The 20,791-nt window shown below is 46.4% G+C and carries 17 protein-coding genes; 1 reads left to right on the forward strand and 16 read right to left on the reverse strand.

Annotated features, from left to right (window positions below):
• Positions 1-41 precede the first annotated feature (41 nt).
• Positions 42-755: a gamma-glutamyl-gamma-aminobutyrate hydrolase family protein gene (locus tag ACHZES_RS12900; protein ID WP_395549124.1), complete on the forward strand. Its 714-nt coding sequence runs from the start codon at positions 42-44 to the stop codon at positions 753-755.
• Between the two features lie 103 nt (positions 756-858).
• On the opposite strand, the gene ACHZES_RS12905 is transcribed toward ACHZES_RS12900, so the two are convergent.
• The 16 genes from ACHZES_RS12905 to ACHZES_RS12980 form a co-directional block, all read right to left on the reverse strand.
• A complete protein-coding gene (locus tag ACHZES_RS12905) occupies positions 859-1,518 on the reverse strand; it encodes a helix-turn-helix domain-containing protein (RefSeq protein WP_038282164.1) in 660 nt (219 codons plus the stop codon).
• A gap of 348 nt (positions 1,519-1,866) precedes the next feature.
• On the reverse strand, positions 1,867-3,201 hold the full coding sequence (dnaB, locus tag ACHZES_RS12910; protein ID WP_025231027.1) for a replicative DNA helicase: 1,335 nt from the start codon (positions 3,199-3,201) through the stop codon (positions 1,867-1,869).
• An 11-nt stretch (positions 3,202-3,212) separates the two neighbouring features.
• Complete coding sequence (gene rplI, locus ACHZES_RS12915) at positions 3,213-3,659, reverse strand: 50S ribosomal protein L9 (RefSeq protein ID WP_038282166.1); 447 nt, start codon at positions 3,657-3,659, stop codon at positions 3,213-3,215.
• Positions 3,659-5,719 (reverse strand): DHH family phosphoesterase, encoded by a 2,061-nt coding sequence (locus ACHZES_RS12920; RefSeq protein WP_038282168.1) that lies wholly within the window; start codon positions 5,717-5,719, stop codon positions 3,659-3,661. Before ACHZES_RS12920 ends, rplI begins: the two co-directional genes overlap by 1 nt.
• A 249-nt stretch (positions 5,720-5,968) precedes the next feature.
• Positions 5,969-6,346 (reverse strand): LytTR family DNA-binding domain-containing protein, encoded by a 378-nt coding sequence (locus ACHZES_RS12925; protein WP_038282170.1) that lies wholly within the window; start codon positions 6,344-6,346, stop codon positions 5,969-5,971.
• Between the two features lie 239 nt (positions 6,347-6,585).
• Complete coding sequence (locus ACHZES_RS12930) at positions 6,586-8,103, reverse strand: bifunctional metallophosphatase/5'-nucleotidase (RefSeq protein WP_395549125.1); 1,518 nt, start codon at positions 8,101-8,103, stop codon at positions 6,586-6,588.
• 4 nt (positions 8,104-8,107) lie between these two features.
• Entirely contained in the window at positions 8,108-8,917 is an 810-nt protein-coding gene (phnE, locus tag ACHZES_RS12935) for a phosphonate ABC transporter, permease protein PhnE (RefSeq protein ID WP_154527143.1), read from the reverse strand.
• A 12-nt stretch (positions 8,918-8,929) separates the two neighbouring features.
• Positions 8,930-9,751, reverse strand: coding sequence for a phosphonate ABC transporter, permease protein PhnE (phnE, locus tag ACHZES_RS12940; RefSeq protein WP_038283357.1), 822 nt, complete (start codon positions 9,749-9,751; stop codon positions 8,930-8,932).
• On the reverse strand, positions 9,748-10,503 hold the full coding sequence (gene phnC / locus ACHZES_RS12945; protein WP_038283355.1) for a phosphonate ABC transporter ATP-binding protein: 756 nt from the start codon (positions 10,501-10,503) through the stop codon (positions 9,748-9,750). The genes phnE (ACHZES_RS12940) and phnC overlap by 4 nt, the downstream gene beginning before the upstream one ends.
• An 83-nt stretch (positions 10,504-10,586) precedes the next feature.
• Positions 10,587-11,693 (reverse strand): phosphate/phosphite/phosphonate ABC transporter substrate-binding protein, encoded by a 1,107-nt coding sequence (locus tag ACHZES_RS12950; RefSeq protein ID WP_395549126.1) that lies wholly within the window; start codon positions 11,691-11,693, stop codon positions 10,587-10,589.
• Positions 11,694-11,741: 48 nt separating this feature from the next.
• Positions 11,742-12,716, reverse strand: coding sequence for a LacI family DNA-binding transcriptional regulator (locus ACHZES_RS12955; protein ID WP_395549128.1), 975 nt, complete (start codon positions 12,714-12,716; stop codon positions 11,742-11,744).
• Positions 12,717-12,926: 210 nt separating this feature from the next.
• Positions 12,927-15,131: a DNA topoisomerase III gene (locus ACHZES_RS12960; RefSeq protein WP_395549129.1), complete on the reverse strand. Its 2,205-nt coding sequence runs from the start codon at positions 15,129-15,131 to the stop codon at positions 12,927-12,929.
• 288 nt (positions 15,132-15,419) lie between these two features.
• On the reverse strand, positions 15,420-16,808 hold the full coding sequence (locus tag ACHZES_RS12965) for an MATE family efflux transporter (protein WP_395549130.1): 1,389 nt from the start codon (positions 16,806-16,808) through the stop codon (positions 15,420-15,422).
• A 397-nt stretch (positions 16,809-17,205) separates the two neighbouring features.
• Positions 17,206-18,219: an ABC transporter permease subunit gene (locus ACHZES_RS12970; protein ID WP_395549131.1), complete on the reverse strand. Its 1,014-nt coding sequence runs from the start codon at positions 18,217-18,219 to the stop codon at positions 17,206-17,208.
• Positions 18,220-19,275: an ABC transporter permease gene (locus ACHZES_RS12975; protein WP_395549132.1), complete on the reverse strand. Its 1,056-nt coding sequence runs from the start codon at positions 19,273-19,275 to the stop codon at positions 18,220-18,222. It abuts the gene before it with no gap.
• Entirely contained in the window at positions 19,268-20,788 is a 1,521-nt protein-coding gene (locus ACHZES_RS12980) for a sugar ABC transporter ATP-binding protein (protein ID WP_395549134.1), read from the reverse strand. Before ACHZES_RS12980 ends, ACHZES_RS12975 begins: the two co-directional genes overlap by 8 nt.
• Positions 20,789-20,791 lie beyond the last annotated feature (3 nt).

The raw sequence follows: 20,791 nt of genomic DNA on the forward strand, positions 1-20,791 counted from the left end.
TACTAATAAATTAACAGGATAAAGGAGAGGACATTTATTTTATGAGAAAACCACTGATCGGCCTGACCCCCGCCCACGACATGGAAAGCGGCGATGTTAAGGCACGTCCTACTTATATGCGGGCGCTAAAAGCTGCGGGAGCGATCCCGGTCGTGATGCCCTTAGATGCCTCAGAAGAAGATTTAAAGCAGCTTTCCCAGGATTTGGATGGATTTCTGTTCACAGGCGGTCCTGATGTACACCCCTTCCTTTTTGGGGAAGAGACACAGGCTCACTGCGGCAATGTGTCCCCAGCCAGGGATAAGATGGAGATTTCCCTACTTCCTATGATTATGGAGTTTCAGAAGCCGATCCTTGGAATCTGCCGGGGAATCCAGGTTTTGAACATCGCTCTTGGAGGAAACATCTGGCAGGATATTCCTTCCCAGGTAACGCAGGATTTTCCTCTGGCCCATTCCCAGCCATTTAGTTATGATATGCCGTGCCATACGGTTGTTTTAACCGAAGGCAGCCTCCTTGCCCAGATATCAGAAAGCTCTTCTATAAAGGTTAACAGCATGCACCATCAGGCCGTTAAGGATCTTGCTCCCGGACTTATTGCTTCGGCCTACTCGACCGATTATTTGATCGAAGCCCTGGAAATGCCAGACTATCCCTTTTTTATCGGGGTTCAATGGCATCCGGAATATCTGTGGGAAAAGAATAAAGAAGCGTTCCGACTGTTTCAGACTTTTGTAAAGGCTTGCAAAGAATAACATATATGCATAAAAAATCCGCAGTTTCCACTTTCATCGGCAGCTGCGGATTTCCTTGCCAGAGCCTTTTTGTTCGCTCTATTTATCTGAAAGTAGTGTGGTTTTATAACTTTTTTCCATTTCTCCCGAACTTCTTTTTCCGGTTAAAAAATGGTATCTTAGAAGCAGCAGCTTCTGCACGCCCTTTGTTGTCCTTTTGATATGAACGCATAAGCTCGTCCAACTGTTTGAACCGCTCTTCTTCCTTTTCTTCTTTTAAATTCAATAAATATTCCATTTCCTTAATGACCTTGTCATTGACCAAGCAGCTGACATCCTGGCTTAACTGCTCATTATTTACCTCCAAAGCCCGTCCAATGATATGGTTCATGATCTCCTGGAACTGCTCCATCTTTTCCTGGGCAATGGAAATCTGCGCCGTGTTATGTACATCCAGGCCTGTCCCATCTTCCGCACCAGATATTGCACTGTCTTTTAACTCCTGAGCTACCTGACCTTCTAGTAACTCATCTGGTATGACAGGGTCCCTTCCCTCCTCAATAACCTTGTCAAGCGCTGTCTTAATGGCCTTCAACTGATACCCCTTGTCCTTTAAGTCCTTGATCTGCTTGAATAAACGGATGTGTGCTTCAGTGTAATACCGGTGCCCCATCTCATTTCTGGGAATTTTCAACTCCAGCTCGTCCTCCCAGTATCTAAGGACATGAGACTCCACATCGACCTTCTTCGATGCATCCGATATTAAGTAATGTATCTCAGCCATAGCTATATCCTCTCCTTTGGTTCGTTTAGTTTTCATAACCTTACTATTTATATCATATGCTGGCTTCGGATGGATTATGAATGGGAATTGGAACTTTTTTGAGGGATTTGAGAAAATTTTGAGAGAGAAGGGGGAAATGAGTGGGGGATGAATGGCGGAGCCTAGGGGGGTAGTAATGGGAAGGGGATGGATGGCGAATCCGCAGGGGCCATCTGGGAGAAGGAATTCGAGGTTCGAATTCCTTCTCCCAGATGGGGGGCGTTCGCCCCATAGAAAGAGAGATTCCCCGGCCCGGAAAAACAAATGAATTTGTTTTTCCGGGCCGGGGAATCTCTCTTTCTATCCTGCTCATTGCTTGGCCATGTTTGCAAATTTCGTATACTCTGGTCTCCAGACCAGATTAATCGTACCAATCGGGCCGTTTCTTTGTTTTGCAATAATAACTTCTGCAATATTAGGCATATCCGTATCCTTATTATAATAATCATCACGGTATAAGAACATAACCACGTCGGCATCCTGCTCAATAGCTCCGGATTCTCGGAGATCGGAAAGCATTGGACGGTGGTCTGGTCTTGTTTCGCAGGCTCGGCTTAGCTGGGATAGGGCGATTACAGGAGCGTTCATCTCTCTTGCCAGGGCTTTTAGGGATCTGGAAATTTCTGAAATCTCCTGTTGGCGGTTGTCGCCGCCTTTTCCGCTTCCGCTCATCAACTGTAGGTAGTCAATGATGACCACGCTAAGACCGTATTCTAACTTCATCTTACGGCATTTGGAACGCAGTTCTCCAATGGAGATTCCCGGGGTATCGTCAATGATCAGTTTGGAATTGCCGATGACTCCGATCCCCTCTACTACGGCATCCCAGTCAGAATCGGATAAGGTACCCGTTCTGAGCTTTTGGGAGTCTACATTGGATTCCATGGCCAACATACGGTTTACCAGCTGTTCCTTAGACATCTCCAGGCTAAATACCATACAGGGCAGGCCTTTTTTTACAGCAATATGATCTACCAGGTTTAGTACAAAGGCCGTCTTACCCATAGAAGGACGGGCGGCGATCAGGACAAAGTCCGAAGGCTGCAGACCAGAGGTCTTATAATCTAAGTCAATAAAGCCTGTAGGGATTCCGGTTACGGTTCCCTGGTTTTTGGAAGCCTCTTCGATCTTCTCAAGAACATTCATTGCAACCTGGCGGATGGGTACAAAATCGCCGGAGCTGCGGTTCTGGAGCAGATCAAAGATGGTCTTTTCCGTGACGGCCATAATGGTTTCTAAGGGTTCTTTTCCTGCGTAGCAGGTGTTGGCAATTTCTTCATTGGCCTTAATAAGCCGCCTTAGAACTGCTTTATCACGGACAATATTTGCATAAGACTTTATATTGGCGGATGTGGGGACCGTGGTGATGATATCCCTTACAAAGTCCAGACTTGAAACCTCAGGAGGAACATCCTTTACTTTTAAACGGTTTTGAAGAGTAACTAAATCCACCGGCAAATTCTCATTAAAAAGCTCCAGCATGGCTTCAAACATGATGCCATACTGGTGCTGATAAAAATCTCCTGCTGTAACAATCTCGGAAGCCGTGATGATCGCATCCCGGTCCATCAGCATGGAACCGATGACGGATTGCTCTGCCTCGATGCTGTGAGGGAGTACCCGTTTGATCAGGGCATCATCCATATTCATGCCTCCTAGCTTTCTATTACCTTAACATTCAGTTTTGCGGTTACATCTTTATGAAGCTTGACTGGAACCTCATGGGTGCCAAAAGTCTTAAGTGGTTCAGGAAGAACCAGCTTCTTTTTATCAATATCATATCCCAGCTGGCTCTTTATGGCAGCCGAGATTTCCTTTCCTGATACGGAACCAAAGGCTCTTCCGCCCTCTCCTGCCCGTATGGATAAGGTGATGGCTGCTTCCGAAAGCTTGGCTCCAAGCTCCTTTGCCGCCTCCAGCTGCTCCGCTGCGACTCTGGCCTCATTGGCCTTCTGAAGCTTTAAGTCATTTAAATTCTTAGCCGTTGCCTCGATTCCCAGCTTTTTAGGGAGAATGAAATTTCTTGCATATCCATCGTTAACCTTTACGATCTGTCCCTTCTTGCCCAATGCCTTTACGTCTTCTAATAATACAACTTCCATTATGATATGTCTCCCTTCTCTAACATCTCTTTAATAACCGCTTCTACGCGGGTTTTGGCTTCTTCAATGCTGACGCCTGCAAGCTGTGCGCCTGCAATGGTACGGTGTCCTCCGCCGCCCAGTTTTTCCATCATAACCTGTACATTGACTTCATCAATGGAACGGGCGCTTATATACACCGCATTATTATAATCTGTCATTACAATGGAAGCCTTGATCCCGGCTATGTCAAGCAGCTCATTGGCCGCCTGAGCTCCCACAACCGTAGGACTTCCGATTCCTTCCGAGGAACATACGCTGATGGCAAAACTATTCTCGAAAATCTCTGCCTCACGGACAGCCTCTGCCTTTGCTTTATAATCTTCCAGGTCATCGCGGAACATCTTCCGCACACGAACCACATCCGCGCCGTTTCTTCTTAAGAAAGCTGCCGCTTCAAAGGTCCTGACACCTGTCTGATTGGTAAAATTATTGGTATCGATGACAATCCCTGCATACAGGGCATCTGCTTCCGCCGATTTGATTTTAATTCCATCTGCAATGTATTGCAGCACCTCCGCCACCATTTCACAGGAAGAGGAAGCATACGGTTCTACATAGGAAAGGACCGCATTGTCAATGATCTCACTGCTCTGTCTGTGATGGTCCAGGACCACGATAGTCTTCACAAGACGCAAAAGTTCCGGTGCATCGGTAATGCTGGGACGGTTTACGTCCACAACCACCAATAGAGTATTACCATCCACCAGCTCCGCTGCCTTAGCTCCGGTCAGGAATAAATCCTCCGGGTAATCGGGATTTCCCACAAAACGATCCAGAATAGGGCGTACTGAGGTAGTTACTTCATTAATAATGATATGGGCCTTCTTATCCATGGCCGTGGCAATGCGGTAAATTCCAACTGCCGCACCAAAGGCATCGATATCCGTTAAACGGTGTCCCATGATCAGCAGCCGGTCCTTTGTTTCCATCAGCTCTCTTAAGGCGTGAGCCTTTACACGGGCTTTTACGCGGGTGGTCTTTTCCACCTGCTGGGCTTTGCCTCCGAAATACTGGATCCGTTCGCCATCCTTTATCACCGCCTGATCGCCGCCCCGTCCCAGGGCCATATCAATAGCGATTCTTGCAAACTCATAATTCCGGGAATAGCTATCCCCGTTCATACCAAGGCCAATGCTTAAGGTCACCGCCATCTCATTTCCGATATTGACGGTTTTCACTTCCTCCAGAATAGAAAAGCGGTTTTCTTTCAGTTCCGTGATGTAGGACTGTTTTATGGAAATAAAGTACTTATCTTTTTCCAGCTTCTTAACGATTCCATTCATATTGGAGATGTACTTCGTGATCTTCCGGTCAATGAGGGCAGTAAGCAGAGAACGGCGTACTTCTTCCACGCTCTCTAACGCCTCATCATAATTATCCAGATAAATAAGACCGGCCACCATTTTCTGATCATCCACCATCTGCTTATAGGTGAGAATTTCCGTTTCATCAAAAAGATAGACTGCCACGAGCATCTGTCCGGCAGCCTCCACTCCAACGGATGAAATAATAGCTTCCGGTGAATCTTTCATATAGACAGCTTTTAAGCGGATCTGGTATTTCCGTCCATTGCATGCTGCATGCAGAACGGCCGTTCCTTCGTTAAGCTTTAACACTTCCTTCGTGATCTCCGGAAAAATGGTCGTGAGGTTCTTTTTTGTGATCTTTAGAGGCTTTTCTTCCCCTAACACCTCTGAAAACGCTGTATTTCCCCAGAGAATCCTTCCGTTTTCATCCGCCATTCCATACGGAAGTTCCAGATCGGTAAGGAGCTGCTTCTGCATCCAGGAATATTCCGCAGAAAATTCCACAAGGCCGCTCATCAGGAGTTTCCTCCTGTAAGTATAAAGCCAGACTGCTATACCAACATACAAAAGCGTAAAAATCGCCATTATAATGCCTGCCTTTGTACTGGCAGCGCCGATCACCGTATTGGCGGCGATCAGTAGTGCGCTTAGATAAAGCGGCCACTGCATATACGTCCTTAGCTGTCCCTTTATTTTGAACTTTTCTTTCATATCTTTCTCCTTATGGAAAAAAGGGTTCTCTTTTTCACTGTCTTAACATTATATCATAGTCATCTGGGTTCGTCCATTAATTTACAAAAAGTAAGAGAATACAAGGCTTTCCGCAGATATGAAAAGATTATTTAAGGGTTTTTGCGTTACATAAAACGCAAAAACCCCTTTTAATTGTATAACCATTTTATCCAGACTTATCCTGCTTCTGTAAAGGCAAAAATCACTGCCTGCTATCTTTTACGTGTTTTATACGACTTCTTTTTTATTCATTTTATATTGATCAATCATTTTAATAATCTGCGTTTTTGTATAGGGCTTAATAATAAAGCCAAATGCCCGTATCTTCCAGGCTTCCAGTGAAAAGCCTGGAATGCCGGAAAGAAGCACTACCTCCGGTGGGTTCGGAAATTCATACAGTTTAGCTGCAAGAGTAATTCCGCTGATGTCCGGCATGACCACATCCGAAAACACCATATCTACCGGATTTTCTCTCACGTATTGTATGGCCGTAATGGCTTCATTGAAGCTACCGCATAGCTCAATTCCGTCTATTTCCTTTAAAATACGAGTCAGCTTGATTAATAATTCCTCTGAGTTATCCACTACTACAACCCTGATGCTCATAATTCCTCCATGGTTTTATCTCTTTTTCATTAAATGTAATAATACCATTATACTTAAAAATGAATATTCTTTCAACGGGGACAATATAAATTATGACCTTTGCGTCGATATTTGATACCTTGACAAGGCTTTTAGGCATGAGTTTTTGATAAAAAAAGAAGCCATAACTCTTTGTGCCAACGCACAAAAAGTTATGGCTTCGTTACCTTAAAGTTTTAGGAAGAGCAGTGTCATTTCTATTATAGCAGAACCAGCCCGCCGTTTTTCTCAATCTCCACAACAGAATGCTTACTCAAATACTCCAGGGACATCTGGGGAACCTCAGTTCCAATGCGTTTTATAACCCGGCATTCCCTGTATACATCATAACCTCCGGTGCCGCTGGCCCGATAGTCGCTCATACAAAGGCTTAAAGGACGGCCCGCAAGAGGCTCTCCCTTATACAAAATCTTCTTCACCCGGTTTCCTACAGACTCTTTTAAGTCCACTTCAAAGGTTATTCCGGAAAAGTAATCATAATTATAATGCTCCACTTTCGGTTTCAAAAACACATCTGATATCTCGATATTTCCATCTCTTAAAGTAAAATACTCGGCGCAGCGCTCCAAAGCCTTTTTAAGAGACTCTTCCTTTACCTCAAGGACTACAAGGGTATTGGAAAACGGATATACCCGCACCAGATCCCGCATGGTCACATGATCCGGCAGACTGATGGGCGAATTACCCAGGCCAACGCAGGAAATATCCGCTCCCGAATATTCCAGCTGAACCTGATTGAAAAAGTCTGCGATGGACGACCCATAAAGGGCCATTTCAAGCTTGCTCTTCTCCGGAACCGGCTCTTTTAAACGTCCGATGTCCACATCAAGCCATTCCTGCACCGCCTCCTCCAGAGGAAGCAGAGACTCGTAAGGCTCTTTCTCATGAACCTCACCGGCGGGACATATGGACGATTTCACTGAGACCTTCCCGTTTTCAAATCTGATATCCAGACAGGCATACTGTGTGGCATTAGGCGCCAGCTGCAGGGTATGGGTTCCGAAAAGATCTCTTCCGGGAAGAGACATGTGCTGGTGGGCAGTCAAAAGGAGGTCGTAATCCAGCTCCTTTAATATGCGGCAGCCCACATTTTCTCCTGATGTACTTAAAACCATTCCGCTGTCAAGATCACACTCATAGCCGCCGTGATAAATGCATACGGTGATATCTGTCTGGCTCTTCAATACTTGCAGCTCTTTTTTCGCTGCTTCAAAAGCATCGGTAATATGAATCTTCTCTAAATGCTCCGGCTGTTCCCATACATTTACATAATCTGTCACAATGCCGGTCACTCCCAGGCGAAGCCCATTTTTCAGCGTAAAGACATGGCTCCTTGCTATCCGTGCCTTTCCTTCCAAATCTGTAGCATTGGCACAGAGGCAGATTCCTTTAAGTGCCTGAACGTATTCTGCAAGACATTCATAGCCAAAATTAAAATCATGATTTCCCGGAACAACGGCATCGTAACCTGCCTCGTTGTATACCATTGCTATGGGGTGTATTCCAGGGACAGCTTCCTTCCGGGAAGTGGTATAGGTGGCAAAGGGTGCGCCCTGCAGCGTATCTCCTCCGTCAAATACAAGAGTATTTCCGTCCTTTTTAAAATTGGAGATGCAGTTTAATAGTCCCATGGGCCGTTCTTCTCTGTCACCGTAAGAGGTGGGGAACAGGTATCCGTGCACATCCGAGGTGTAATAAATTCTTGCCTGTTTCTCCAATTGATCACCCCCTGGCCAGCTTCACACGTATTTTGGTGGATATGTATTCCACAATAAGAACTAAAACAACAAGACCAACCAGAATCGCTCCCGCCTCATTCCACCGGTAGGCATTCATGGCAAAGATCAGGGGTGCACCAATACCTCCGGCTCCCACCAGTCCCAGAACCGTTGCATCCCTTAAGTTAATATCAAACCGGTAGATAACCGTAGATGCAAAATTGGGAATCAGCTGGGGCAGGATTCCATACCGGATTTTCTGGAATGTATTGCAGCCGCAGGCATCTAAGGATTCCAGAATCCTGGTGTCCAGATCCTCAATGGCTTCAATATACATTTTGGATACCATACCAATGGAGCAGACAGACATGGTTAATAGTCCGGTAAATGCACCGGGTCCGCTGACGCGGATGAACATAAGGCCGTATACAAAGGCCGGAATGGTCCTCACCGCCATGATCACCAGACGGCTCAAATAGGCAATGGGAGCCGGCATCAAATTGGAAGCGGATAAGAAGGATAAGGGAATGGCGAGAAATGCCCCCACAATGGTTCCTAAAAATGCAATGCAGACCGTTTCCAAAAGAAGGTATGGAACTCCCTGTACGGTCAAATTAAACAGCAGTTTCCTGTCCGGGTGAAGGATTCCGTTTAAAATATTACCGGCAATTTTAAGCCCTCCAAGTCCGCTTCCTGAAAAATCCACGGCAGAGCCTGACCATAGAATAAGAGCCAGGACAATCACGGACACGGTTATCTGGTATACGGTGTTTCTTGGGCGTTCTTCATATGCTTTTTCAATCTGTTTATTCATCTGTCAGCCCTCCTACACCAGTTTCCGGCGGCAGTAACGGCTCACCGACTCAATTAAAAATACGGCAACAAACAGCATGATAAGGATCATACCCACACTGGGATATTCTCTCCAGCCTAACTTCTCATTCAGAATCAGCCCTAGGCCGCCTGCGCCAACGTAGCCTAAAATCGCTGCATAGCGGACATTACCCTCAAAGCAGAACAATCCATTGGAAATATAGGAAGGAAGCACCTGAGGAATGATGGCACTCACAAAGGCCCGGACCTTGGTGGCTCCGATGGCCTCCATGGCTTCAAAGGCTCCCATATCGGCAGTTTCAATCTCTTCATATAAAATCTTACCCATGTAGGCAAAGGTGAAAACGGCAATGGCCGTAGTTCCTGCCAGGGTACCCAGACCGAACACATAAGTAGCGATCAGAGCGGTCACCAAAGTGGGAAGTGTCCTTACAATGCTTAAGAACAATCTCATGATGCTGACGACTGCAGGACTTTTTATGATGTTGGTGGAAGCTGCCATAGCAAAAGGAATGACCAGCACCGCGCCAACCACGGTCCCAAGAAGCGACATCTTGATGGTGTCAAACAAGGGCTTCCACACCTGAGAGCTATAGGAAAATGCCGGAGGGACCATCATTCCTAATATTACAAAGAACTGATTTCCCCTTTCCAACAAGACCCTCATGTCAAACCCGGTGATTTTCACGGAAAGCACAGTTAAAAACACCAGGATCAAAGCGATCAAAGGAAGCCTGGAGGCCGGTCGAAAGACGGTCTTTCCGCTGGACAATACGATTTTCCTGGGCGGAAATATCTTGTCATATAAACTCATCCTGCTGCCTCCTCTTCTTTTCCTTCATATATTTCATCTAAAATATCCTGGGTAACTTCAGAGGAGGGGCCATCGTATACGATCTGACCAGCCCGTATGCCTACAACGCGGCTTGCATACTGGAGTGCCAGATCCACATGGTGAATATTTAACAGGATGGTAATGTTCATTTCCTTATTGATCCTTAAAAAATCTCCCATAACCTGTTTGGCCGTAACCGGGTCAAGAGAAGCCACCGGCTCATCTGCCAGAATGATCTGGGGATTCTGAGCCAGGGTCCTTGCAAGCGCGACCCTCTGCTGCTGACCGCCTGACAGCTGATCCGCACGGACAAACGCCTTATCAAGGATTCCCACCTTGTCAAGTGCCTCTAAGGCTCCCAGCTTATCCTCCTTTGGATAAATGCCAAACAGAGCCTTTAAAAACGGCAATTCCGGCACCTTTGACATAAGAACATTATTAATAACCAAGGTTCTCGTCACCAGGTTAAAGGACTGGAAGATCATGCCGATCCTGCGGCGGAAACGCCTTAACTCCTTTCCCTTTAACTGCATCACATCAGTCCCATCCACGGTCAGGGTTCCTTCCGTGATATCATGCATGCGGTTAATAGTACGGAGAAGGGTTGATTTTCCGGCACCGGAAAGGCCGATGATCGCTACAAATTCCCCCTGCTCAATCTTTAAGTTCACATCTTTTAAGGCATGAAAACCATTGGGATACTTCTTGCCCACCTGATTAAATTCAATCATATTTTCCTCATTTCCCAGGATAGAGTGCGGAGGCGCCGCAAATGTTATCCGTTTACGACGCCTCCGCAGCCTGTGTGTATTATTTATTTCGCATTTAATTCCTTAATCATCTTCTGTGCCGCACGTTCATTGTCATAATCAGAGCTCTGTGCAGGCTGATATCCATTGTGGCTGTAGATGGCGATGACTTTCTTGCCCTCTTCCGTGTTGCCAATGTTGATAAATGCGTTCTGAACTGCCTTTATAAACGCTTCATCCATGATTTTGGAGGTCTTGCTCACGCTGACCGTATCATTGAAAATAGGAGGAGTCACACCGATTACACCTGTTTCTTCCCAGATGGAGCCGGCTCTTCCGTATTCAGATTTCCATTTCTCCTCATAATCCCTGCGGGCGTCCGCATAGGTACAGAGAGCATCCACCTGCCCGGAAGCAAGTCTTGCAAATGCACTTCCATAAGAATCAGACTGAACTGCGTGGGAAAGATTTAAAATATTCTTCTGGAAATTATCCTGAAGCCATAAGGAGGGATAAATGTATCCTGCTGGTGAAGAGGATGACATAACGCTCCAGTTTGCTCCGTCTAAATCCTCAAAGGTCAGCGCTTCGCCCTTGTTTACCTTATCTGACAACGCTTTTCCCTTTTCAGAAGGTCCTGCAATAATAAGCGCGCGGTAGGAAGTTGCCTGATCTTTGGTTCCCTCGGTTGCCTTACCGTCATTCCAGTCCTTTGCGGAATCAAAATTCTTGCTCAATGCATCCCTGGTGGCCGTAAGAATCACTTCTGCGCCATCATCATAAAGGACATAAGTTCCTCCAGGAATCAGACCGATATCTGCAGTACCTGCGGAAAGAGCCTCTCCAACCGCTTCATAGCTGGTTCCAACCGTAATTACTACTTCACCGATATCATAACCTTCTTTTCCCAGCTCTGACTTCAGCATGTCTTTTAAAGGCTCTGTGGCGGTTACGATCTCTTGTGGCTCTCTGGAAGGAACAAAGTATACATTCAGTTTATCAACCTTCTTGTTCTCAGCTTTTGCCTCCGCCTTTGTGGTTTCTCCTGCTGCAGAAGACGCTGCCTCGGTCCCTGCTGCGGTTGTGGCTGCTGTTTGGCTGCCGCCAGAACATCCGCCTATCATCGCTGCACAAAGTGCTGCTGCCATTAATACAGAAACTGTTTTTTTCATACTGCTCTCCTTTTTGTGTGATTCATCGGTTCTTGGGATCATGAGTCATCACGCACTGTCCCCTACCTCTAACTTTGTCGGGAGATAAATTGTCATATTGTCCTTACGGCCTTCCTGGATCTGTTCTAACAAAAGCTTGATCGCTGTCTGCCACACGATATCAGGAAACATCCGGACCTTGGTGTACGAGGGCCATTTGGATTCCAGGGTCTCAATGTCCTTATAGATGACCACAGCCACATCCTTTGGCACGCGAAGTCCTGCATCCTGAAAAGCTTCTAAAGCACCTTCCGCGACCTCTTCGCTTCCTAAGAGTACCGCTTCCGGCAGACGGCCTGACTGGATTGCCTGTTTTGCCAGATTATAACCGCTTTTCCTGCTGATATCGCCTATGTAAAAATTCTCTTCCTCATAAAAGCCTCTCTGCATAAAAGCTCCCCGGATTCCTTCCAGTCTCCGGTAACCGATTCTTACCTGGCCTTCTTCATAAGTTCCTCCGATATAGCCGACGCTGCAGTATTTTTTCTGGTCCATAAGATAGTCCAGCATTTCATGGATTCCCTTATTAAAGTCCATGACAATGCTGTCATACTCATAATCCTTTGGATCCGAGTTGATGAATACAATGGCAAAACTCTGCATACGCAGAAACTCCATCTCTTCCTCCGAAAAAACGCCGAAGGCCATGATACCGTCGTACTGTCCAGGCTGATTTTTATCCAGACGTTCAAACCGTACATCATTTTTTCCTGACATGGACTTTGCGATTAAGTCCAAGGAAGAAAGCCTGATGTTGGTCCGGTCTTTCCGGATAATATGCCAGTCAGCTACTCCTATGACAATTCCTCTTTCTTTTTGCGCATGACGCCTCCTGGGTGGGACATATTTTAACTCGTGGGCAATTCTGAATATCCTTTTTTTCACTTCCGAACTTACCACAATGGTATCATCCTGGTTTAATACCCTAGATACCGTTGCAATGGATACATCCGCAAGCTGTGAAATTTCTTTTATTGTAGCCATAATCTATATCCTCACCTTCCAATTTTCATTATAATTGCAGTTTCTGTTAGCGTCAATAAGTAAAGTAAAATTTTACTAAATTTTTACCTAGTTTTGATCCCTAATTCACAAAAAGGATGTCTGACTAAAGACATCCTTTTCCTATACTACATGGTCCTAAGTCACGGCCTCCATTTGTCCAGGCCGTGACTTAGACGATCAGCGAACAAGTTAATCCTCATTTCCTCCCAGATTCAGCTTTGCAAACGCATCTGCAAAAGCTGAATTGATGGGCTTATCCGCTTCCTTTTTCTGCTGGTTCAAATACTTTGCCACATCCTTTTTGGATACCCCGGCGCCTTCCTTGGCACGCCGTTCCTTAAAGTTAGAAAGCTTTTCCTTGTAGCCGCATTTGCAGACAAAGATCTGTCCGTCTCCTTTTCCCTTAAGCTCCAGCTTCTTATGGCAGACCGGGCATCTTGCATTGCTGGTTCTGGAAACTGTCTCCCGGTGCCCGCACTCCCTGTCCTGGCAGACCAGCATCTCGCTGTTTTTTCCTTTGACTGCCAGCATCCGTTTGCCGCAGACCGGGCATTTGTGGTTGGTTAAGTTGTCATGGTTAAAACTGCCTTCGCCTGACTTGATCTGATGAATCAGATCACCGGAATACTGTCTGATGTCCTTCATAAACGCGGCACGTTTTAATTTGCCCCCAGCAATTTCGGAAAGTCTCATCTCCCATTCAGCCGTCAGCTCCGGTTTCTTTAGATCCTCTGGTACAAGAGTGAGCAGCTGTTTGGCCTTGGAGGTCAAATAGATGTCCTTCCCACGCCGTTCTAAAAGAAAGCTGGAAAATAGCTTTTCAATGATATCCGCTCTTGTGGCCACGGTCCCAAGTCCCCCTGTTTCTCCCAGGGTCCTTGCCATATCACGGTCTTTTGTTTCCATATAAGAAACCGGATTTTCCATGGCGGAAAGAAGGGTCGCTTCCTGAAAGGGTGACGGGGGCTTTGTCTTTCCTTCGGTCATGGTAACCTTAAGCCCTGCAAGCCGGTCCCCCTTTTTCATAATAGGAAGATTTTGCTCTTTTAATTCCTGCTCCTCGTCTTCCTCATCCTGAGTTTCATAAACTTCCTTCCAGCCCAGTGCCTTTACGGTCTTCCCTCTGGCCGCAAGAGTTTCTCCTCCTAAATCCAAGGTAATTTCTGTCTGTTCATATTCAAAAGGAGGATATAGTACCGCCAGGAACCTGCGGACCACCAGATCATAGATCTTCCGCTCGTCGATGGTCATATGCTCCATCTGGACAAACTGTTCCGTAGGAATGATGGCATGATGATCTGTCACCTTCTTGTCGTTTACAAAAGAAGGAGCTGCCTGGATCCTCTGGTTCATCAGCCTTCCGGCCAGCTTCCGGTATGGGCCAACGCCGCAGGCCTCCAGTCTTTCCTTGATGGATGGAACGATGTCCGAGCTTAAATACCTGGAATCTGTTCTGGGGTAAGTAAGGACCTTGTGGTTTTCATAAAGCCTCTGCATGATATTTAACGTCTCTTTTGCAGAATAGTTGAACCTTCGGTTGGCTTCCCTCTGCAGCTCCGTTAAATCATAAAGCTGAGGAGAATCCATCTTCTTCGGAACGCTTTTTACCTCTGTAACCACGCCCTCGCCCTGGGCTTTCATTTTATTTAGAAGGGTTTCCACCCGGTCCTTATCAAAGGAACGGAAACTCTTTGATTTCTCATCCCGCCAGGTAAAGGAAAGGGCCGGGGTTATACATTTGGCCGTAATGCCGTAGTAAGGCTTGGGAACAAAATTTTTGATTTCCTCTTCTCTCCTTGCGATGATGGCAAGCGTAGGGGTCTGCACCCGGCCGCAGCTTAAGCTGGCGTTGTATTTGCAGGTCAGCGCCCTGGTTGCATTGATACCCACCAGCCAGTCCGCTTCGGCACGGCACATGGCGGCATCGTACAGGTTATCGTACTCATGACCATTTTTTAATTTTGCAAATCCTTCCTTAATGGCCTTATCCGTAACGGAAGAGATCCAGAGCCTTTTTATTGGCTTCTTATTCCCCGCCTTTTCAAGGATCAGTCTGGCTACAAGCTCCCCTTCCCGTCCGGCATCCGTGGCAATGATGATTTCACCCACATCTGCACGGTGAATCTGGTTTTTTACCACACGGTACTGCTTGCCGGTCTGTTTGATCACTTCAAGCCGGAACTGGTCCGGCATCATGGGAAGATTCTCTATCTTCCATTCCTTATATTTGGGATCATAGTCTTCAGGGTCAGCAAGCGTCACCAGATGGCCAAGTCCCCAAGTGATCACATAATTTTCCCCTTCGATTACTCCATTGTTGTTCTTATTGCAGTGAAGGACCCGGGCAATATCCCTGGCCACCGACGGTTTTTCCGCTATAATTAATGATTTCATGTAATTCCTCCAAACTCAAGTCTCTTCCAATTATATCGTATTGTCCAGGTTATTACAACTTCTACGTCATATCGAGCCGTGCCAAAAAAGCCGTTCCTGTCATGCGGTAACAGGAGCGGCTTATTGGAGGAGTCATGATCCCTCACAGGTCAATTGAAGGTATCATCAGAGGGTTCGTCTGATGTATAGAATATTCACATGTAGTTAGTTTGAACTAACTACCTTTATATTATCATAAACGAAAATGAAATACAAGAGATTTCTTGAAATTATTTCTCATTATCTTATTTAATCGTCCTGCCCCAACACAATGTTATGGATCCACACACCTTTTTTCACCAGCACAAAGCCAACAATGCATTTTATGATCTCCACCATCTGGCACATGAAATATAGCGGTACGATAGGAATGACAGTATACCGGCTGAGAGTATAGGCAACCGGAATGCTGACCACCCACATGAATACACTGTCAAACAAAAATGTGATAAACGTCTTCCCACCGGATCGCAGGGTAAAATAAGCCACGTTCATGAATGCGTTCATCGGCATACACAAAGCCAGTATGCGGATAAACTGGACGGCCAGGCTCCTGACCTCGTCCGTGGTATTGTAGATCATAGGGAACAGAGGGGCTGTGATTGCTAAAAGTCCTCCCATGAGCACGCAAGAACCAATGGAAAAGGCAATCAGTTTCGTGTCCGTATCCCTGGCTTCTTCCATTTTTCCGGCTCCAAGAAGCTGTCCCACAATGATAGAGACCGCACTTCCAAGGGCTAAGTAAACCACATTAAATACATTTCCTATGGTAGAGGATATATTAAGGCCTGCCACCGCAGTCAATCCTCTTACAGAGTAGCACTGCATCAAAGTAGCCACTCCCGCAGCCCAAAGTGCTTCGTTTACGATAAGAGGTGTCCCCTTAATAAAGATATTCTTAACAAGGCCAGCCGGTATATAAAAGCTTTTATAAGCTCCTGAAATAAACGGATTCTTTTTCGGATTCCTATGAGTCCAGACTATTATGATCGCTGCTTCTACGAATCTGGCCATAACGGTTGCTATTGCCGCCCCCACTACACCCAGAACCGGGGCTCCAAGCTTACCAAAGATCAGGATATAATTAAACACAAGATTTACCATGACTGCCACAATTCCGGCTTTCATGGGAACTACCGTTTCTCCGCACTCCCTCAAGGTACTGACATAAGCCTGCTCAATCGCAAAGGGTACCAAACCAATCAGCATGACAAGCATATACCGCCTTCCATGCATCAGTGCAGTCGCAAGCTCCCCATCATTCCCCTCTCCATGGAGGTACATGGCGATCATATCTTCTCCTAAGAAGTAGAACAAAGCTACTGCAACCGCAGACAGAAGCGCGCAGCAGATGATTTTAAACCGGAATGTATGCCGCACTCCGTCATGCCTTCCGCAGCCAAAGAACTGGGCGCCGAAGATACCTGCTCCCGATATGATTCCAAAAATACTGATGTTAAAGACAAAGATCAGCTGGTTTACAATAGCCACGCCGGACATCTGCTCTGTCCCTACCATACCCACCATAATATTATCCAGCAGGCTGACAAAGTTGGTGATCCCGTTTTGAACCATAATGGGAATGGCGATTGTCAACACCATTCTGTAAAACGCCTTATTTCCGATAAATTTTTTCATAAGTTCTTCCAGTAAAAGCGCGCTTTTCTGTTATACCTCCGTAACGTAGATTTTCTGCCGTCAAGCGGATATTCGCAATCCGCTTCGCTACTTGTTTATAACCGAATAGCAGCTATCGCTGCTTGTCAGGTTAAGCTTGTACTCCACCTGACACAAGCAAGTCCCAACCCACCACTTAATCTTTTCGCATTTGAAATGGGGGACTTACTTGATTCGGTTAAACAGAGTATCATAACTTTAATATGGAACAAGGGCCTATGTCAACAAAATCTGATTATTTTACTCGGTTTTTCACTGAGAGTGACTGCGGATAATTAATAGACGGGAGCCTCTGTCCAACGGTCACAATCCCGTCAGACAGCGGTTCCCGCCTATCCATATCTTTCTCTTGCGAATTTTACTTCTCCTTTGCCTTGGCAAAAAAACTTTGAAGAAGAATAAAAAATGCCAGCAGCGCCGCAATGGTGATCTTTGTCCACCAGGATGATAGCGTCCCCTGGAAGGTGATGAATGTCTCTATGGTTCCCTTTATTAAGACCCCAAACAGGCTCCCGAACACATTTCCCACACCTCCGGAAAGCAGTGTCCCCCCAATAACTGCCGATGCAATGGCTTCCATCTCAAAACCCTTTGCCTGCTCCACAAAGCCCGCACAGGTATTTAAACAGAACAGAAATCCGCCTAATGCACATAAAAAGCCGTTTATGACATACACCAAAAGCTTCGTGCGCTTTACATTTAGCCCCATCATCAGCGCAGATTGCTCGTTTCCGCCTACCGCATAAATCGTCCGCCCGAACTTCGTATATTTAAGAGCCACGAAGACCAGCACCAGTACCACCAACGCGATGATAACGCTTGGATAAAGGAAGGGATAGTTCACCACACCCTTTTTATTTACGGTTCCTCCGAGAAAGGTCAAATTAATTTTACTCTTCGCCCATTTTAAAAACAGCTCATTCTTCACGCTGATCATTTCCTGGCTGATGATGGCCGTCATGCCTCTGGCAAAGAACATTCCTGCCAGGGTCACGATAAATGGCTGTATTTTTAGGTAGGCAATAAAAAATCCCTGGACCAGGCCAAAGAAGATGCCTATGACCAGAACAGTCAAAAGAGCCGGAACAGCTCCAATTCCCTTTACTTCCATCATCCAGGCCAGCATCATGCAGGTAAGGGCCACCACAGAACCAACGGAAATATCAATCCCTCCCGTAATCATGACCATGGTCATGCCTGCCGCGATCACGATCAGACCGGCATTAGAGATGAAAAGGTTTAAAAATACCTGGGGCTTTGCAAATCCTTTGCTGTTAAAAATTATGATTCCGGCTATGTACATTGTCACGAAAAGGGCAATGGTGATCATAAGCAGAAATATTTTTCCGTCTGTCTTCCCTCTGTTCTTCATTTATGCCACCTTCTTTCCCACTTCACGGCCTGTTTGGTATCTTTTTGCCATCTTTTTAAGCTCCGTTGACTGGAGGGCAACGATGATCACCACAACGATTGCCTTATAAACCGGTATCTGGTCCGGAGAGACTCCCATGGCGTATAAGGTGGTACTCAAAGCCTGAATGGTGTAGGCACCAATGACACTTCCAAGGAGAGAGAACTTACCCCCTCCCAGGCTATTGCCTCCTAATGCTACTGCAAGGATCGCATCTAGCTCCAAATTAAGCCCGATGTTGTTGGCGTCTGCCGAATAGATTCTGGAAGATGCAACAAGGCCGGATACGCCGGCGCAAAGGCCGCAGAATACATAGGACAGAAAAATGATCCTGGAAGATTTGATTCCCATGAGCCTGGAAGCCCTGGAGTTGATTCCTACCGTCTGGATATAAAGCCCCAGCGTAGTCTTTTTAAGTAATACGTAAGTAAGGATCACTACCAGAAGTGCCACGAATACGGGTGTTGGAACAGGAATCCCTGGAATGCTTGCTCCCAGCATTTTATAAGATTCCACCCGGATATAGGTGATCTGCCCTCTGGTGATCAGCTGTGCCATACCCCGCCCTGCCGTAAACAGAATTAGGGTCGCTACCATGGGCTGGATCTTCATCTTCGCCACCAGGAATCCGTTAAAGCATCCGCATAACATACCTACAAAAACCGCTGCCAGCACACCTAATATATAGGGATTTTGAAACTCATTCACGGTCTGGAGTCCGCCTGCCAGAATATAGCAACAAACGGCTCCGGCCACAGACATGACCGCTCCCACAGAAATATCCGTACCCCCGGAAGCCGCTACAACCATGGTCATTCCCACAGACAGGATCACCAGATCACTGGCCCGGTTGATCACATCGATAATATAACCGTATAAAACACCGTTTTTTATTGTTACCTGAAAAAAAGTAGGTGTTTTGATAAGGTTTGACAACAGCACCAGAACAAGGCAGAACAGTGGCAGGAACAAGCGGGTTCCTGTTAGTTTCTTCACAAACACGATCAGCTTATTCATCTCCCGCACCTCCTGCAATAGCCTTCATAATATTATTCTGGTCCAGTTCGCCTTCTTTAAGCTCCCCCACCTTCTGCCCATCCCGGAGTACAGCCATACGGCTGCAGGTACGCAGCATTTCCTCTACCTCCGAAGAGATAAACATTACGGCCTTGCCCTCCTCTGAAAGCTTTACCACCAATTTCTGAATCTCTGTCTTGGTACCGACATCGATCCCTCTGGTGGGTTCATCTAGTATGAGAAAATCCGGGTCCGTAAGGAGCCATCTTCCTAAAATTACCTTCTGCTGGTTTCCTCCGCTTAAGCTTTTTACAGGAGTCTCCCTGTTAGCTGTCTTTATCTGTAAAAGTTCTATATACTTATCTGCAAGCTCCTCCTGCTCTTTTCTTCCAAAAGGCCGGAACATTCCCTTCTTTGCCTGAAGCGCCAAAATCAAATTGTCACGTACCGATAGATCCGCCACGATCCCTTCCTCCTTCCGGTTTTCCGGAAGATACGCCATACCAGCCATCATGGCGTCAAGGGGAGCCGCCACTGAAACCGGCCGGCCGTTTACTTTTAACGCCCCGCTGTCCGGCTTATCCGCTCCATAAAGGCTCCTGGCAAGCTCCGAACGTCCGGATCCTAAAAGCCCGGTAAGGCCAATTACCTCTCCTTTACGGACCTTTAAGTCGTAGGGCTTTATAGTTCCCTGCTTCCCGATCCCCTGTGCATCGATCACCAATTCCCCGGACCGTTCCTTTGCCTCTCCACTTTTCTTTATGGCAGCCAGATCGTCAAAATCTTTTCCCATCATCTTGGCTACCAGCTGTACTCTGGGCAGTTTTTCCGTTTCATACTCTCCAACCAGAGCCCCATTTCTCAAAACGGTGATCTTATCGCAGACCTCATATACCTGTTCCAGGAAATGAGTGACAAAAATGATTCCTACCCCTTCTGATTTGAGACGGTTCATCAGACGGAACAGCTTCTCCACCTCATTGTCATCTAAAGAAGAGGTGGGTTCGTCTAGAATCAAAACCTTTGCGGACATATCCACTGCCCTGGCAATGGCAAACATCTGCTGCAAAGCGATGGAATAGTTCTCCAGAGCCCTTGTCACATCTATATGGATATCCAGACTCTCCATTAAATCTTTCGCCTTTTTATTCATGGTTTTCCAGTCGATGATGCCTGCCCGCTTCGGTTCCCTGCCAATGAATAAATTCTCCGCCACGGATAAATTAGGGCAGAGATTGACCTCTTGGTAGACCGTGCTGATCCCATGAGCCTGGGCCTCCTGGGGAGAATGATTGATCATATTCCCTTTAAACCCGTCAATGGTGATTTCTCCTGATTCAAACTCCTCCACACCTGTCAGAACTTTAATAAGGGTGGATTTTCCGGCTCCGTTTTCCCCCATCAGCGCATGGATCTCTCCCCTTCTCAACGTGAAGTCTACATGATCAAGGGCCTGCACACCTGGAAATGTTTTTGATATACTTCGCATGGCTAATACGATTTCATTGGGCATAGA

The organism is Lacrimispora sanguinis, from assembly GCF_044987295.1.
Taxonomy (GTDB): domain Bacteria; phylum Bacillota; class Clostridia; order Lachnospirales; family Lachnospiraceae; genus Lacrimispora; species Lacrimispora celerecrescens_B.

Coding starts and splice junctions, on each gene's coding strand:
- ACHZES_RS12900 (WP_395549124.1), top strand. CDS start 42: ATGAGAAAACCACTGATCGGCCTGACCCCCGCCCACGACATGGAAAGC.
- ACHZES_RS12905 (WP_038282164.1), bottom strand. CDS start 1,518: ATGGCTGAGATACATTACTTAATATCGGATGCATCGAAGAAGGTCGAT.
- dnaB (WP_025231027.1), bottom strand. CDS start 3,201: ATGGATGATGCCCTGATCAAACGGGTACTCCCTCACAGCATCGAGGCA.
- rplI (WP_038282166.1), bottom strand. CDS start 3,659: ATGGAAGTTGTATTATTAGAAGACGTAAAGGCATTGGGCAAGAAGGGA.
- ACHZES_RS12920 (WP_038282168.1), bottom strand. CDS start 5,719: ATGAAAGAAAAGTTCAAAATAAAGGGACAGCTAAGGACGTATATGCAG.
- ACHZES_RS12925 (WP_038282170.1), bottom strand. CDS start 6,346: ATGAGCATCAGGGTTGTAGTAGTGGATAACTCAGAGGAATTATTAATC.
- phnE (WP_154527143.1), bottom strand. CDS start 8,917: ATGAATAAACAGATTGAAAAAGCATATGAAGAACGCCCAAGAAACACC.
- phnE (WP_038283357.1), bottom strand. CDS start 9,751: ATGAGTTTATATGACAAGATATTTCCGCCCAGGAAAATCGTATTGTCC.
- phnC (WP_038283355.1), bottom strand. CDS start 10,503: ATGATTGAATTTAATCAGGTGGGCAAGAAGTATCCCAATGGTTTTCAT.
- ACHZES_RS12950 (WP_395549126.1), bottom strand. CDS start 11,693: ATGAAAAAAACAGTTTCTGTATTAATGGCAGCAGCACTTTGTGCAGCG.
- ACHZES_RS12955 (WP_395549128.1), bottom strand. CDS start 12,716: ATGGCTACAATAAAAGAAATTTCACAGCTTGCGGATGTATCCATTGCA.
- ACHZES_RS12960 (WP_395549129.1), bottom strand. CDS start 15,131: ATGAAATCATTAATTATAGCGGAAAAACCGTCGGTGGCCAGGGATATT.
- ACHZES_RS12965 (WP_395549130.1), bottom strand. CDS start 16,808: ATGAAAAAATTTATCGGAAATAAGGCGTTTTACAGAATGGTGTTGACA.
- ACHZES_RS12970 (WP_395549131.1), bottom strand. CDS start 18,219: ATGAAGAACAGAGGGAAGACAGACGGAAAAATATTTCTGCTTATGATC.
- ACHZES_RS12975 (WP_395549132.1), bottom strand. CDS start 19,275: ATGAATAAGCTGATCGTGTTTGTGAAGAAACTAACAGGAACCCGCTTG.
- ACHZES_RS12980 (WP_395549134.1), bottom strand. CDS start 20,788: ATGCCCAATGAAATCGTATTAGCCATGCGAAGTATATCAAAAACATTT.